The organism is Pseudoalteromonas sp. FUC4 (assembly GCF_008370255.1).
Taxonomy (GTDB): Bacteria; Pseudomonadota; Gammaproteobacteria; order Enterobacterales; family Alteromonadaceae; genus Pseudoalteromonas.
The window spans coordinates 503703-519089 of sequence record NZ_SEUI01000004.1; the positions used below are offsets into that span (position 1 = coordinate 503703).

A 15387-nucleotide genomic window follows, 5' to 3' on the forward strand; every position below is an offset into this window, starting at 1 on the left:
CATAGGCCGGCTTTTTTGTGTATGAAGGAATTTGAATTAATTAACCGCTACTTTAAAGGTCGCGGTATCACCCGTCGTGATGTAAACCTAGGTATAGGGGATGATTGCGCTTTAGTAACCGTTCCACAAAACTGCCAACTTGCCGTTACAACAGACACTCTTGTTGCTGGCGTACACTTTTTTGATGATATTTCCCCTCGTGCATTAGGTCACAGAGCGCTTGCTGTTAATTTAAGTGATTTAGCGGCCATGGGCGCTGAGCCAACTTGGGTTTCAGTTGCGTTAACTTTGCCAAGTATTGACCCACAGTGGATTGAAGAGTTTACTGATGGCATGCATGAAATTGCTGAATATTTTAATGTGCAGATTATAGGTGGCGATACAACTCAGGGCCCATTAACCATCACTATTTGTGCGAAAGGGACTGTACCCGAAGGTACTGCACTTCGTCGTAGTGGCGCAAAAGTGGGTGATTGGATTTATGTTACGGGTCCGCTAGGTGACGCTGGACTTGCAATTGAGTCTCGCAAACAAGGTATAAGTATTGAGCCAGAGCATTTAAAGTACGTAAATAAACGCTTTGACTTTCCAACCCCACGTGTTGCTGCAGGGCAGGTATTACGGGGCCTAGCATCATCGGCTATCGATGTGTCGGACGGCTTAATCGCTGATTTAAGCCATATACTAGATATGTCTCAAGTAAGTGCTGTGGTGAATATTGAAAGTATTCCAACTTCAGATGCGATGCAAGCAAGCCTTGATTTTAATCAACAGCTGCCATTTATTCTCAGTTACGGTGATGATTACGAGTTAATTTTTACGGTCCCTGATAGCAATAAAAGTATGTTAGAAATAAAGTTACGCCAGTATGGTGTAGATGCGACATGCATTGGCCAAGTTAAAAGTGGCGATGGCCAAATTGAGCTTTTACACAATGGTGAAAAGTTTGATTTTGAACCGCAGGGTTTTGAGCATTTTGTAAAGGAGCTGGTTTGAACAATAACCGCAAGTTTAATTTAAAGCGCCCACATCAGTTTTTTGGTCTGGGCTTTGGTACTGGGTTAGCCCCTAAAGCGCCCGGTACATTTGGTACATTTGCTGCCTTGCCATTCATTTTTATGACCATGTATTATCCGTTATGGCTGCAAATTGTATTTGCCGTTGTGATCAGTATATTTGGTATATGGGCGTGTGGTAAAACGGCTGATGATCTAGGCGTGCACGATCATCCTGCTATTGTATGGGATGAAGTGGCGGGTTATTACATCACTATGATTGGCGCAGCACTTAGCTGGCAAACATTACTCGTAGGTTTTTTGTTATTTCGCTTTTTTGATATAGCAAAACCCGGCCCAATCCGTATGCTAGACAAACGAGTACATGGCGGTTTAGGTATAATGGCCGACGATATACTTGCGGGTATTTTTTCGCTTATATGTTTACAAGCGTTAATAAAAGTGGGTTTACTGCCCTTTTAATTTTTATATTTGATTTGTTTAACTAGGTGGCAGCAATATGATGCGATTTTTACTGGTTTGTGTACTTATGTTGTGCGCGACGCCAAGTTGGGCTTCAATTACTGATTACGTAGTTAAGCAATGGAATATAAAAGATGGCCTACCGTCGCAATCACTTAAAAGTGTTGTGCAAGACCAGCAAGGCTATATGTGGCTTGGTACGCAATTTGGTTTAAGCCGTTTTGATGGTACAACATTTACAAATTACAACACACAAAATAGCCCATTCTTGCCTAGTAATGGTGTTAATAAGCTTTTAGTCGATTCTAGTGGTTTGTTATGGGTAGGCACTAAAAGTGGCTTGGTAGTTATTAACCCAGCCACATTTGCAGCACAAGAATTTAATATTAAAGGTCCAGTAAGGGATATTCTTGAGGACTCTAAAGGTAGCATATGGATTGCGGCCAACGGCTTATACTATGTAGATAGAGGGCAAGTTGATTTACGCACTGAAGTAAATGGTCCTCTACCTATTGTTAATGCTACTGTGATCACACAAATAGTTGGCTCTGTTAGCCAAATGGCACTCTCTCCTGAAGGCATTTGGCTGGTTAATGATCGTCATTTATTACGCCTTACAAAAAACTCATCAGATTTTTCTAAACTACGTTTAGAGCTTACTGCAAAAATATCTTTACCAGAGCGCTTAGCGCAAACCATAGTGCACGATTTATCATTTTTAAATGGTAATTTGTACATAGCCTCTGAGTTAGGTGCATACTTTTTAGATTTAGATGACGAGCTAAGACCTTTTCCTTTACCTAATGCAAATAACTCAGCCGTTTATAAGTTTATGAGTGATACGGATGGTGGCTTATGGGTTTCGACCTATGGGCGCTTATTGTTCAGAGATAAAACTGGTGAGTGGCAATGGGTAGAGCCTAGCCAACTTGATCAAAGTATATGGTTTGCTGATATTTTTAGAGATGATAAAAATAATGTTTGGTTAGCAAGCTTTAGTGAAGGCTTGTGGCTTGCTCATGAAGGGCGAGTCGAAAGGCATTCAGCAGTTTCAAATATGACCGAATCTGTTATGGCTATTAGCCAAGCACCCGATGGTAAACTGTGGGTTGCTAATAAAAGCGGCATTGGTTATTTCGATTTAGATAAAAGTTTTATTAATTTAGTCCCAAGTAGTAAATATGGATACGCGTCAGTACACGATCTACAATTTGATGGTGAGCGATTATATATAGCAACAGGGCGCGGCTTATTTGTTTTTGAAAACAAGACACTTTACACCGTCCCTGGTCGAGCACTTCGTGATAACCCGGTATTTGCAATAAGTCGCTCTAGTAAAGGTGGATTTTGGATTGGTACAGGACGTGGTTTATACAGATTAAATTATGCGGGTTTAACGCCTTTTGCTTATAACGCATTTTTAGGTAGTAAGTTTATTACCTACGTGTTGGATAAAACAAACTTTGGTGTAATTGGTACGAGTAAAGGCGCGTATTACTTTACAGACCGTGGTATAGAAAAAATTGGCGACCAAACAACACTAGAAAGCGCATACGTAACGAGCGTGCTACATATAAATGGCGTAGGTATTTTAATTGGCTCTCTTAACGATGGGCTTTTTTACAGAAGTACACAAGGGCAGTGGCGTCAACTCGATGCAGCTAATGGTTTACCTTATGGTTCTATATTTAGTTTAGAATATGATGAAAGGTTAAAGCATGTTTGGGTAAGCACTATGAAAGGTGTTTACAGAATGCCCGTAGAGCAATTTAAAACAGAGATAAAAAGCTTAAAAGTTGAAGAAGTAATTTCATCTTTTGACCGTCAACTTGATGGTAAAGCGAATCAATGTTGTAGCGGACTTGGGCATGATGCGGTAGCAGACACCGGAAATTCTATTTGGTACCCAAGCTTACAAGGTGTTGTTGAAATACCTAAAAATGTAGAGCTATTTGGTGTGCTTGCATTAAAGCCAACAATAGAGACAATAACAACGCCACTTCGTCATTTAACTACCGCTGCGCTTGGTAAAAAACCATCATTAGAAACAGACGAGCGTGATATAACGCTAACTTACACAGCTATTGATTACTATGCACCAAGCAGCATTGAATTTAGATATAAACTAAGTGGCTTAGATAGTGACTGGCGCTATGCAAATACGCGACGTGAAGCTATTTATACTAACTTGCCTCCTGGCTCGTTTTTGTTTCAATTAGAAGCTAAGCGCCAAGGTGAAGATTGGGCTAAAGCGCAAGATGTAGAGTACGGTTTTGTAGTGCCTGAGCGCTTTGACGAAACAATTTACTTTAGGCTTTTAATTACCAGTGGTTTTATTTTGCTTTTTTATCTCATTTTTTGGGTGTTTAGAGCACAAGAGCGTAGAAAACAAGAAGCATTAGAGGGCTTAATCACTGAGCGTACCTTAGAGCTTCGCCAAGCTAATGATAAATTAGGCCAAGTGAATTCACAGCTTAAATTAGTGAGTCACTCAGATGAGCTAACAGGGCTACGTAGCCGCCGCTTTTTGTTTGATCAGCTCCCTAAAGATATTGAACACTTTCAACGTAATTCACAATCCCTACAGGCTCAGGGTAAGTCGCTTGTTTTAGTTATTATTAATTTTGATAACTTTAGCCGTATTAATGATGCCTATGGCCCAATTGCAGGTGATAGCTGCTTACAGCAAATGGCTGCATTACTTAACTCTCGTACACAAGGTTCTGACTATGTGGCACGTTGGAGTGGTGATGAGTTTTTATTATTATTACGCGATTTTAAATGTAATAAAATAGACAGCTATGCTTCAGATCTTTGTAAAGTGATTGCGACTAATTTATTCCAATTACCAAATGGAAAAACTACGAATATTACTGCTTCAATAGGTTGGTCATTTTATCCATTACCACTTTTGGGTGGGCAGGTAATTAGCTGGGAAACATCTATTAATTTAGCTGATATTTCATTGCACCAAGTTAAAAAGCGCGGTGGTGATGGTGTTGCAAATATTACGTTTGATGAACAACTAGATGCATTTGAATTTGAACAAAACTCTAATGTTGATCAGCAATTAGGTATTTTACAAAGCAATGGCTTAGCTGATATTAAAGTGTGGATGCGCTGATCAGCAATATTGATATTAAAAAAGGAGCCTAGGCTCCTTTTTTAATGTGCTCTACTTTAGATGTATAGGAAGTTAATTAATAAACGCTTTAATAGCGGTTAATATTCCTTGCTCACCTAATCCCATTTCATCGTGCATTTCATCTTGTGTGCCGTGTTTAATAAACTCATCAGGAATACCTAAGTTAAGAATATTAATATTAGCCTTTAGTGTTGCTAAGTATTCGTTAACTGCAGAGCCGGCACCGCCAGCAATCGCATTATCTTCAAGTGTCACTAGTACATCGTGGCTAGTCGCAAGCTCATTTAATAGAGCAGTATCAAGAGGTTTAATAAAACGCATATTAACAAGCGTTGCATCTAATTCATTTGCAGCAAGCTGTGCGTTTTCAAGTAATGTACCGAACGATAAAATGGCAATTTTACTGCCTTTCTTAATTGTATCTGCCCTACCTATTTCAAGCAGTTGCATAGTGTTTTCAATGTCTGCAGTACCGGCACTACCTCGAGGGTAACGAACTGCAACTGGGCAATTTGCTTTATAACCGGTGTATAGCATTTGGCGGCACTCGTTGGTATCGCTTGGTGCCATAATTATTATATTTGGAATGCAGCGCATAAAGCTTAGATCGTACGCACCTTGGTGAGTTTCACCATCGGCTCCAACAATACCAGCGCGGTCAATGGCAAATAATACAGGTAAGTTTTGCAGTGCAACATCATGTATTAATTGGTCATACGCACGTTGTAAAAAGCTTGAGTAAATAGCAACAACAGGTTTTAAACCTTCACAGGCAAAACCAGCAGCTAAAGTAACTGCATGTTGCTCTGCAATGGCCACATCAAAGTATTGATCTGGAAACTCTTTAGAAAAACGTACCATGCCTGAACCTTCGCGCATTGCAGGCGTGATAGCCATTAACTTGCTGTCTTGCTTTGCCATATCGCATAACCAATCGCCGAAAACTTTTGAAAAAGTAGCAGCGCTAGGTTTAGATTTTGGTAGGCTAGTTGTGCTCGGATCGAATTTTGGTACACCATGGTAGCCAATAGGATCGGCTTCAGCCGGTTTGTAGCCCTTACCTTTTTGCGTTTTTATATGTAAAAGCTGTGGGCCTTTTAAATTACGCATATTACGTAATGTATCTACAAGCATGTTTACATCGTGACCATCAATTGGGCCTATGTAATTTAGGCCTAATTCTTCAAAGAAGGTCCCCGGGATCATCATACCCTTAATGTGCTCTTCCATTTTACTGGCAAGTTGCTTTACCGGAGGCACACCTGAGAGTAACTTCTTACTACCTTCACGAATGTTAGTATAAAAGCTACCTGATAAAATTCGGGCAAAGTGATTTGTTAATGCGCCAACATTTTCAGAAATCGACATTTCGTTATCATTTAAAATAATAAGCATGTCTGATTTTACATCACCTAAATGATTCATCGCTTCAAATGCCATGCCTGCGGTTATAGCTCCGTCACCAATAATGGCTACAGATTTTCGACCTTTGCCTTCTTTTTGGGCGGCAATAGACATACCTAAGGCAGCTGAAATAGACGTGCTTGAATGGCCTACGCTAAACGTATCGTATTGACTTTCATCGCGAAATGGAAAAGGGTGTAAACCGTCTTTTTGACGAATAGTGTGCATTTGGTCGCGACGACCTGTAAGGATTTTGTGTGGATAAGCTTGATGACCCACATCCCAAACTAGACGATCGTCTGGAGTGTTATAAACATAATGCAGCGCAACGGTTAGTTCAACCGTCCCTAAACCAGACGCTAGATGACCGCTACTTTGCGATACTGAGTTGAGTAAATAATCGCGCAGCTCATTGCTAAATGCAGGGAGTTTGTCTTGCGCTAAATCACGCAATTGGGCTGGCTCGTCAACCAAATTAAGTAATGGATACTTGCTACTATCAAGTGTCATGGTTTTATATATATCCTTCGCTAACATTAATTAATCCAAAGCTTTTACGAATAATTAATGTTGAGTAATAATGTCAGTGCTAATTGCAATACGTATGAGCAAAAATTAGTGGTCACGCTCAATTAGGTAATTTGCTAGCGACGCAAGAAGTGTTGTGTCAGCATCTATATTAGCCAACGCTTCATGGGCTTGTTGTATTAAATTTTGCGCCTTTTCTTTAGCGCCTAGCATACCTAATAACGCCGGATATGTCGCTTTATTCGCGGCAATATCGGAGCCTTGTGGTTTACCTAAAGTAACCGTATCGCCTTCAACATCTAAAATGTCGTCGTGTACTTGAAACGCCAGCCCTATAGCATACCCAAAAACGCTTAAATTTTCTAAGGTTTGTTGATCAGCCTTTTCACTGCACAGTGCACCAAGTGTAATTGCGCAATTAATTAGAGCCCCGGTTTTTAGTTTATGTATTCGCTCCAGCTCTTGTACGGTAATGACTTTATCAGTTGCTGCTATATCAAGGCCTTGGCCACCAACCATTCCCTGAAGGCCTGATGCGTGGGCAAGTGTAGCAATCATTTTTACTTGTACTTGCGATGAGCATTCAAATTTATGATTTGCAATAAGTTCAAAGGCAAGCGTTTGTAGAGCATCTCCCGCTAAAACTGCATTTGCCTCGCCAAATTCTATGTGGCAAGTAGGGCGCCCACGGCGTAAGTCGTCATCGTCCATAGCTGGTAAGTCATCATGAACTAACGAATAGCTATGAATGCACTCAATTGCAGCAGCAAGTACATTTAAGTCTTGCTGGTTTGCGCCAAGCATTTTACCTGTGGCATAGACTAAAAATGGACGTAATCTTTTACCGCCATTAAATAATCCATACTGGGTGGCGTTCTTTACAGTTTCTTCTGTATCGAGAGGTTGTTTAAAATGCTGTTGTAAGGTCGCTACTACATCTTTTTGAGCACGTTCAATATGATTTTTTATGCTCACAACTATTCCATATCATTATCAAAATTTGTAAGTACTGACTTTTCGCCATTTCCCATCAAAATTGATACTTTTTGTTCTGCTTGCTGTAATTTCCCAGATGAAGCACTTGCTAATGCAATTCCACGCTCAAATTGCTTTAACGATTGCTCAAGCGATAAGTCACCTTGTTCCATGTCACTAACGATTGTAGATAATTCTTCTAGTGCTTGTTCGAAACTTAAGTTTTCAGGTTTTTTAGTCGCCATCTTTATTTCAGCTTACATAATAAATTTAGGGGTCAATTTTAGGGGGAATGCTAAACTAGGTCAAAGGATGATATGGGTTTTTTACCTTTATAACGTTAAATTATATTTCAAGTGCATTAATAAAGCCTTAATAGCGGTCTGTTGGTTTAATAAATCAATTGATAATTAGGTAGCCCTTATAACTTGATCTAAAATAGTGCTAAAGGCTGCTTTTTATGTTTATTTATAAAAATGGCTTAAGCAATTCAATATGTTGCCGATAAGCAGTTAATAATAAAAATTTATGATAAGGCCATTAAGCATGAAACTTCTGGAGGAAATGTGGATTTAGCAACCATAATCGGGATTCTAGGCGCAATTGGCTTAATTGTCATGTCTATGTTTATGAGTAGTAGCGGTGAAATGGCTATGTTTTACAATACCCCGTCTGTGGTTATTGTATTTGGTGGTTCACTCTTTATTGTTTTATCAAACTTCACCATGTCGCAATTTTTGGGGATAGGTAAAGTTGTTGCCAAAGCGTTTATGTTTAAAATCGAGACGCCAGAAATACTTATCGAAAAAGCAGTAGAGCTTGCGGATTCAGCTCGTAAAGGCGGTTTTTTAGCACTCGAAGAAGCTGAAATTCCAAACCCCTTTATGCGCAAAGGCGTCGATATGCTCGTTGATGGCCACGACGCAGATGTAGTTCGCGCTACACTTCAAAAAGATATTTCTCTAACCACGACTCGCCATGAATTGGGCGCGGGTTTATTTAAGTCGTTAGCTGATATAGGGCCTGCAATGGGCATGATTGGTACTCTAATTGGTTTGGTTGCAATGTTGTCTAACATGGATGACCCTAAGGCAATTGGTCCAGCAATGGCAGTAGCACTATTAACAACTTTATATGGTGCGTTTTTAGCCAATGTTGTGGCAATTCCTATTCAGGTAAAACTTGAACTGCGTAAAGACGAAGAGGCTATGAATCAGCGTTTAATTTTGGATGCTATTTTAGGTATACAAGATGGTCAAAACCCAAAAGTAATCGAAGGTATTTTGAAAAATTACTTAGCTGAATCTAAACGTAAAGTAGATACCGAGGAGTAATTATGTCTGATCAAGAGTGCAAATGCCCACCACCAGGCCTACCAGCATGGATGGGAACGTTTGCCGATTTAATGTCACTGTTAATGTGCTTTTTTGTACTCTTGCTTGCGTTTTCAGAAATGGATGTACTTAAGTTTAAACAAATTGCGGGCTCTATGAAGTTTGCTTTTGGTGTGCAGAATAAAATTGAAGTGAAAGATATTCCTAAAGGTACCTCTGTTATTGCCATGGAGTTTACCCCAGGCAAACCAGAGCCAACCCCAATAGAAACCATTCAGCAGCAAACAGTCGAAATGACTCAACAAATGTTAGAGTTTCAGGCTGGTGATGAAAGCTCAGCTGGCGGCAGGCAAGAGCAACGCGGAGATAAACGCGGTGGGGAATCTCGTAGTACTTCTCAAGAGCAATCGTCAGAGCAAGCAACTTCAGCAGCCGATCAGGAACAAACTAACGAGCTTGTTAAAAAAATTGCACAACAACTTGAAAAACAAATAATTGATGGCGCAATTGAGCTTGAGTCTTTAGGGCAGCAAATTATTATTCGCATAAGAGAGAATGGTTCATTTCCTTCAGGTAGTGCATTTTTACAGCCTAAGTTTAAACCTATAATTCAAGATATTGGTGTGCTGTTAAAAGATGTACCCGGTGAAATAACAGTATCTGGACATACTGATGATTTTCAGGTGTCGAATGAGTTATATATTAATAATTGGGATTTATCGTCAAAGCGAGCAGTAGCCGTTGCAAGTGAACTGCAAAAAGTCCAAGGATTTGATAAAACCCGAATGATGGTGGTTGGTCGAGCTGAAACACGACCACTTGTACCGAATGACACCGATGAAGATCGCCGCAGGAATCGCCGAGTAGAAATATCTATATTACAAGGTAAAGCAAAAGAGTCAGCTCCTATAGATGTAAGATAACTTTTATTGGCAAACACACTTATTTATCATAAAGTATGGTTCCTTTAACAAATGTAATGGAATAGTTTATGAAAAAGGTCGATAAGTTTAGTTATATGCCAGGAAATGGTGGCGGTAATGACGAAGATGAAAAAAAGACTTGATTAACTCTAATGCCTGAATGGTTTTTAACGACTATATTAATATTAGATACTAGTTGGGTGTTTGTTTTAAGCCCTGCTATTTTCATCTTTTATTTTAGAAAAGATTATTTGGCCCTGCGTTTCGCTTTAATTACAGCTGCTTTTTTTTTATATGGAACCATTATTCATCCTTACTTGAAAGAGTTTGATAGTGGGATTTATGTTTATCGATATCTTGTATGGGCTTTTAATGACATTGCTTGGATGGCACTTATTGCATATCTAGGTTTAAAAGATAAAGTTTATTTATGGCAATGTGTGGTAGGCCAGTTAGTTGTTATTATGGCACCAATTTTACAACTTTTCCGTGTTGTCGACCGCCATTTATGGGATATTTCTTATAGTACATACATTTATAAAACCTTATTGCCATTTATTAATATAGGCACCGTTGTTGTTTGTTATCTTCCGCTTATTTATATTTTAACAAAAGACAAAAAAAGCCCAGCTAGCCAATAGTTACAAAAAGTTCCCTCCTTTAAAATAGCTGTGCTAAACTACTGTTTATACAAACAGTGGTGAGCAGGCTATGAAACTCTACATTGCAGAAAAACCGTCACTAGGCCGTGCTATTGCAGACGCCTTACCCAAACCACATAAAAAGCATGATGGTTATATAGAGGTTGCTAATGGCGATTGTGTCTCATGGTGTATTGGGCATTTGCTAGAACAAGCAGAACCCGATGACTATGATGAGCGCTTTAAAAAGTGGCAGTTTAAACACTTACCTATCATACCTGAACAGTGGAAGTTAAAAGCTAAAACCAAAACACGCAAACAGCTCACTGTTTTAAAAAAATTAATTAAACAAGCTTCACAACTTATTCATGCTGGCGATCCAGACCGTGAAGGCCAGCTTCTGGTCGACCAAGTAATAGAAGAAGCTAAAATAAGTCAGGCTAAAAAACAAAGTGCGCAACGTTTACTCATTAGTGATTTAAACTTATCGGCGGTAAAAAAATCACTGGGTACTATGCGTTCTAATCGAGATTTTATTCCGTTAAGTGTATCTGCTTTAGCGCGCTCTCGTGCTGATTGGCTATTTGGTATGAATTTAACGCGTGCATATACATTAGCTGGGCAAAAAGCAGGATTTGGTAATGTGCTTTCGGTAGGGCGGGTTCAAACCCCTATTTTAGGTCTTGTTGTTAATAGAGATAACGAAATAGCGAACTTTGTACCTAAGCCTTTTTACGATGTATTGGCGCATTTACTTACTCCAGATAATCAGCCATTCATAGCTAAGTGGGTTCCTAGTAAAGCATGTGAGCCACATCAAGATGAAGAAGGACGAATACTTAACAAAGCACTCGCACAAAATGTTGCTTCACGCATTACAAAGCAAAATGCTGAGCTTACTTCACTCGATCAAAAACAAAAAAAACAAAGTGCTCCATTACCGTATAACTTATCAGCCCTACAAATAGATGCGGCTAAAGCATTTGGTATGCCAGCTCAAAAGGTGTTGGACATTTGCCAAATACTTTACGAACGTCATAAACTAATTACTTACCCACGCTCTGATAATCGTTATTTACCTAAAGATCACCATCAAGATGCATCTGCTATTTTTAAAGCTATAAGTGCTAATGGTGGGCAAAGTAGTGAATTAGTAAACGGGGCTGATGTAAAAAAGCGTAGTAAATGTTTTAACGATTCAAAAGTGGCTGCTCATCATGCCATTGTGCCTACGGCTAAGCAGTTAAAGTCAGCGAGTTTGAGCGGTGACGAAATGAAGGTATATCAATTAATAAGCCGCCATTACCTAATTCAGTTTTATCCGGACTATATATATAACGAAACTAAAGCAGAGATAACAATCGCTGGCGGATTATTTAAAGCAAATGCAAAACAAGATGTAAGTTTGGGCTTTAAGGTGTTAATGGGTAAGTCTGAATTAAAAGATGAAGCTACGTTACCTCCTTTAACAAAGGGTATGTCTCTTTTTTGTGAGCAAGGCGAAGTAGTCGAAAAGCATACATCACCCCCTGCTTATTTTACCGATGCTACATTATTGGCTGCGATGACCGGTATTAGTCGTTATGTTAAAGATCCACAAATTAAAAAAGTATTAAAAGACACTGATGGTTTAGGTACGGAGGCAACACGTGCGGGAATAATCGAGTTGCTATTTAAGCGGCGTTTTTTAAAACGTGAAGGTAAGTCAATTAGAGCGACCGAAACGGGACTTGCTCTTATTAGCGTATTACCACAAGGTTTAGCGAGTCCTGATTTAACCGCAAAGTGGGAATCGAGCCTAGGTGATATCGCGCAGCAAGTAATGAGTTATCAGCAATTTTTGCAACCGTTACTTGCAGACTTAAATGGGTTTGTACAATTAGCAGCAAACTGCGATAGCAATGCATTTGCAAAGTTACCAAAAACCTCAGCTAAAAAACGTTTTGCTAAACGGAGTGGGAAAGCAACGTCTAAAAAATCGAGTTATAAAAATAGCTCAGCAGCAACTTAACGCTGAGCTATTTAAAACAACGTTTTATTGATTAAACAAAGCGACCGCAGCATTACTCATAGCTTTTATTCCGGTAGGAATAGCAACTTTATAATCAGGTGCGAATTTACTAGAGTGTAGGGAAGGGAGAACCTCACCTGTTTTTATCGAATCTGCATATTGTGCTTGGTTTACACCACCTAGCCAAAATAAGGTAATAGGGATATTTTCTTTGGTGCGTCCGTATAGGCCAAAGTCTTCACCAGCCATTACAGCTTGTGTTTCAAGTACATTAGTATCGCCAATTGCGCTTGCGATAGACTGTCTAACAATATCTGTTTGTGCTGGGTTATTATAAGTAGATGGAATAGATTCATCTTCATGTACATATACTACAGGGTAGTTTGATTCATCTAATCCAGCACTTTGTGCAATACCTGCAGTGATTCGTTTGATTGCTGCTATTTGAGCGCTTCTTACATCGGGGTTATAGCTTCTGAGAGTGAGTTGTAACTTTACTTCATCCGAAATAACATTATGTTTTGAACCACCATGAATAGACCCAACAGTAATAACTGAAGGCTCAAGCGGTGACAGTTCTCGGGAAGTAATTGTTTGCAGAGCAAGTACAGTGCGTGCAGCTATAACTACAGGATCTATAGTTGTATGCGGGTAAGCACCATGACCACCTTTACCTTTAATTGTAATATCGACAGAATCTACACTTGCCATCGTATATTCATTTTTCATTGATACCTTACCAGCGGGGACGCTAGCGCTTACATGTAAAGCAATTATATGATCAGGTTTTTCATATTTACTAAATAGTCCTTCGCCTAACATGGCTTTAGCACCGCCACCTACTTCTTCGGCGGGCTGTGCAACCATCATCAAAGTGCCTTTCCATTGATCTTTGTGTACTATTAATTGCTCAGCAGTACCAATAAAAGAGCTCATGTGAATATCGTGGCCACAACCGTGCATTACACCTACTTTTGCACCGTGCTCATCTATTACTTTGACTTTTGAGGCATAGGACTTTCCTGTCTGCTCTATAATAGGTAAGCCATCGGTGTCTGTACGGATCATCACGGTTGGACCGTTTCCGTTTTTGTAAATGCCGACAACACCAAAGCCACCTACATTACTTGTTACTTTAAAACCCAGCTGAGTTAATCTATCTGCTAATTTTTTACCTGTTTTTTGTTCGTGATAAGAGAGCTCTGGGGATTGGTGTAAGTCGAGGTAAAACTTTTCAATAGCAGGCATGGTTTTGCTTAAATTCAGATCGAGTCCATTTGCTTGTATTAATGGGCTTGCTAATAAAAGTATTGCACTTAGGTAAGTTAATTTCATATTTTTCCTTATTGTTGAATATGTATACCGAGTGATTTAGGTATATGACTTGTAATTATTATGTTCACCACCATATAAAAACCTAAATAGATGAATATGGCAATCAATTCAATGAGCAACATAGTTAGTATTAATGCGCAAAACCTTCAACAAGTACTCGGTGAAACATCACAGCAAAAATTGGTGTTGCTTAATTTTTTCTCTCCTCAAAGTCCTGACTGTATCGGACAGGCTGCAATTTTAGAAAAAGTAGCGGCTGAATATGCAAGCTATATAGTAGTAGCAAACCTAGATTGCGATGCAGAGCAAGCTCTTGCTTCTCAACTTGCGCAACAAGTTGGCCTTCAAACACTGCCTACGCTTGTATTATTAAAAGATTCTGCACCAGTAGATTTACTTGCAGGTGTTCAAAGTGAGGCACAAATACGCGAAGCCCTAGCAAAGCATTTACCTGCGCAACAAGACTTACTGTTAGAGCAAGCAAAACAAGCGTTATTAAAGTCAGATTTAAATGCTGCATTTAATTATGCAAAGCAAGCTTATGAAATAGACAGCAGTAATGCACGCATTAAATTAGTGCTTGCAGACATATGTATTCAAATTCACAAGGTAGATGAAGCCCAAGCGCTTATAAATACAATAGATGCACAAGAGCAAGATGCTTACTTTAATAATATAAAAGCAAAATGCGAAGCTGCGCTTGAAGCAAAAGACTCACCAGAGATTAAAGAAAAGCAACAACAGGTAGAAAAGTACCCAAATGACTTAGAATTAAAAGAAGAGCTCAGTATTTTACTCAATGAAGCTGGCAGAAAAGAAGAAGCATTGGATGTACTATTTACCGTGCTGCAAAAAGATCTGAATTTCAATGAAGCAAAATCAAGCTTTTTAGCAATTATTGCCTCTTTACCCGATGGCGATGCACTCGCAGCTAAGTATCGTCGCAAGTTATATAGTATTTTATATTAGAATCTAATAACTATTACTTTTGAGAAGCACCTACATAAGGTGCTTTTTGCATTTTTAGGGTTTTAATTAAAAGCTTTATCATGGTTTAGCTATGTAAAAACAAGAGTTATCAACAGGTTTTTGTGGGTAACTTGTGCTTATCATGTGTGCTTGCTTGGGGCTTAATTTTAATTACTATTTTATGCAAATAACGCTTGCGTAAAATTCGCCGCTCCCTATAATGCGACCCCACTGAGACGGGAAACGCCAACGCATAGCGAGGCACGAACTACTCAGGGTGTTAAGTAAAACTTAGATTGAATCTTTTTAGAAAGTTTAAATTTAAGTATTGACAAAAAAATAGGAAAGCGTAATATGCGCAGCCCTAGCGAGATAAAGTTTAACTATATCATCGCAACGTTCTTTAACAATATAAAGCAATCATCTGTGTGGGCACTCGTACAGATTGAGTTCTAACAGCCAACCTACTTAGGTAGCGAGGCAAACAAATTAGAGTCTCAATTGAAAACTGAGTGACCAACAGAATAGTTATTTCGGTAATTATTCGGCACAGTCAATTCAATATCGAAAGATATTAAAAAATTCAGAATTCATTGAGCTGTCGAAAGACATAAAACTTTTTAATTGAAGAGTTTGATCATGGC

Annotated in this window: 12 protein-coding genes; 8 read left to right on the forward strand and 4 right to left on the reverse strand. The window is 39.1% G+C overall.

Features of this window, described 5'->3' with window-relative positions; all coding sequences use genetic code 11:
* Positions 1–21 precede the first annotated feature (21 nt).
* The 3 genes from thiL to EU510_RS14545 are packed head-to-tail and all read left to right on the forward strand — an operon-like array spanning position 22 to position 4602.
* Positions 22–996, forward strand: coding sequence for a thiamine-phosphate kinase (thiL, locus tag EU510_RS14535; RefSeq protein WP_149594075.1), 975 nt, complete (start codon positions 22–24; stop codon positions 994–996).
* The gene (locus tag EU510_RS14540) at positions 993–1478 is read left to right on the forward strand and encodes a phosphatidylglycerophosphatase A (protein WP_024596288.1); all 486 of its coding nucleotides are present in this window, start codon (positions 993–995) and stop codon (positions 1476–1478) included. Before thiL ends, EU510_RS14540 begins: the two co-directional genes overlap by 4 nt.
* A gap of 37 nt (positions 1479–1515) precedes the next feature.
* The gene (locus EU510_RS14545; protein WP_149594076.1) at positions 1516–4602 is read left to right on the forward strand and encodes a ligand-binding sensor domain-containing diguanylate cyclase; all 3087 of its coding nucleotides are present in this window, start codon (positions 1516–1518) and stop codon (positions 4600–4602) included.
* Positions 4603–4674: 72 nt separating this feature from the next.
* Here EU510_RS14545 and dxs read toward each other — a convergent pair whose 3' ends face one another.
* From dxs to EU510_RS14560, 3 genes are all read right to left on the reverse strand, one after another.
* The gene (dxs, locus tag EU510_RS14550) at positions 4675–6537 is read right to left on the reverse strand and encodes a 1-deoxy-D-xylulose-5-phosphate synthase (protein ID WP_149594077.1); all 1863 of its coding nucleotides are present in this window, start codon (positions 6535–6537) and stop codon (positions 4675–4677) included.
* Positions 6538–6642: 105 nt separating this feature from the next.
* On the reverse strand, positions 6643–7530 hold the full coding sequence (gene ispA / locus EU510_RS14555; protein WP_149594078.1) for a (2E,6E)-farnesyl diphosphate synthase: 888 nt from the start codon (positions 7528–7530) through the stop codon (positions 6643–6645).
* 2 nt (positions 7531–7532) lie between these two features.
* Positions 7533–7775, reverse strand: a complete 243-nt coding sequence (locus tag EU510_RS14560) for an exodeoxyribonuclease VII small subunit (protein WP_002961738.1) — start codon at positions 7773–7775, stop codon at positions 7533–7535.
* 321 nt (positions 7776–8096) lie between these two features.
* Between EU510_RS14560 and pomA the strand changes: the two genes are divergently transcribed.
* The 4 genes from pomA (at position 8097) to EU510_RS14580 (ending at position 12439) form a co-directional block, all read left to right on the forward strand.
* Positions 8097–8864 carry a flagellar motor protein PomA gene (gene pomA / locus EU510_RS14565; RefSeq protein WP_007587114.1) on the forward strand — a complete coding sequence of 256 codons (768 nt, stop codon included), beginning with the start codon at positions 8097–8099 and terminating at the stop codon, positions 8862–8864.
* A 2-nt stretch (positions 8865–8866) separates the two neighbouring features.
* On the forward strand, positions 8867–9787 hold the full coding sequence (locus EU510_RS14570) for a flagellar motor protein MotB (RefSeq protein WP_149594079.1): 921 nt from the start codon (positions 8867–8869) through the stop codon (positions 9785–9787).
* Positions 9788–9939: 152 nt separating this feature from the next.
* Positions 9940–10428: a hypothetical protein gene (locus EU510_RS14575; RefSeq protein ID WP_149594080.1), complete on the forward strand. Its 489-nt coding sequence runs from the start codon at positions 9940–9942 to the stop codon at positions 10426–10428.
* A 70-nt stretch (positions 10429–10498) separates the two neighbouring features.
* Positions 10499–12439, forward strand: a complete 1941-nt coding sequence (locus EU510_RS14580; protein WP_149594081.1) for a DNA topoisomerase III — start codon at positions 10499–10501, stop codon at positions 12437–12439.
* Positions 12440–12463: 24 nt separating this feature from the next.
* Here EU510_RS14580 and EU510_RS14585 read toward each other — a convergent pair whose 3' ends face one another.
* Positions 12464–13774: a M20 family metallopeptidase gene (locus tag EU510_RS14585; protein WP_149594082.1), complete on the reverse strand. Its 1311-nt coding sequence runs from the start codon at positions 13772–13774 to the stop codon at positions 12464–12466.
* 111 nt (positions 13775–13885) lie between these two features.
* Between EU510_RS14585 and EU510_RS14590 the strand changes: the two genes are divergently transcribed.
* The gene (locus tag EU510_RS14590) at positions 13886–14743 is read left to right on the forward strand and encodes a tetratricopeptide repeat protein (protein WP_149594083.1); all 858 of its coding nucleotides are present in this window, start codon (positions 13886–13888) and stop codon (positions 14741–14743) included.
* The last annotated feature ends 644 nt before the right edge of the window (positions 14744–15387 follow it).

Coding starts and splice junctions, on each gene's coding strand:
- EU510_RS14590 (WP_149594083.1), top strand. CDS start 13,886: ATGAGCAACATAGTTAGTATTAATGCGCAAAACCTTCAACAAGTACTC.
- thiL (WP_149594075.1), top strand. CDS start 22: ATGAAGGAATTTGAATTAATTAACCGCTACTTTAAAGGTCGCGGTATC.
- EU510_RS14545 (WP_149594076.1), top strand. CDS start 1,516: ATGATGCGATTTTTACTGGTTTGTGTACTTATGTTGTGCGCGACGCCA.
- EU510_RS14575 (WP_149594080.1), top strand. CDS start 9,940: ATGCCTGAATGGTTTTTAACGACTATATTAATATTAGATACTAGTTGG.
- EU510_RS14580 (WP_149594081.1), top strand. CDS start 10,499: ATGAAACTCTACATTGCAGAAAAACCGTCACTAGGCCGTGCTATTGCA.
- EU510_RS14570 (WP_149594079.1), top strand. CDS start 8,867: ATGTCTGATCAAGAGTGCAAATGCCCACCACCAGGCCTACCAGCATGG.
- dxs (WP_149594077.1), bottom strand. CDS start 6,537: ATGACACTTGATAGTAGCAAGTATCCATTACTTAATTTGGTTGACGAG.
- EU510_RS14560 (WP_002961738.1), bottom strand. CDS start 7,775: ATGGCGACTAAAAAACCTGAAAACTTAAGTTTCGAACAAGCACTAGAA.
- EU510_RS14585 (WP_149594082.1), bottom strand. CDS start 13,774: ATGAAATTAACTTACCTAAGTGCAATACTTTTATTAGCAAGCCCATTA.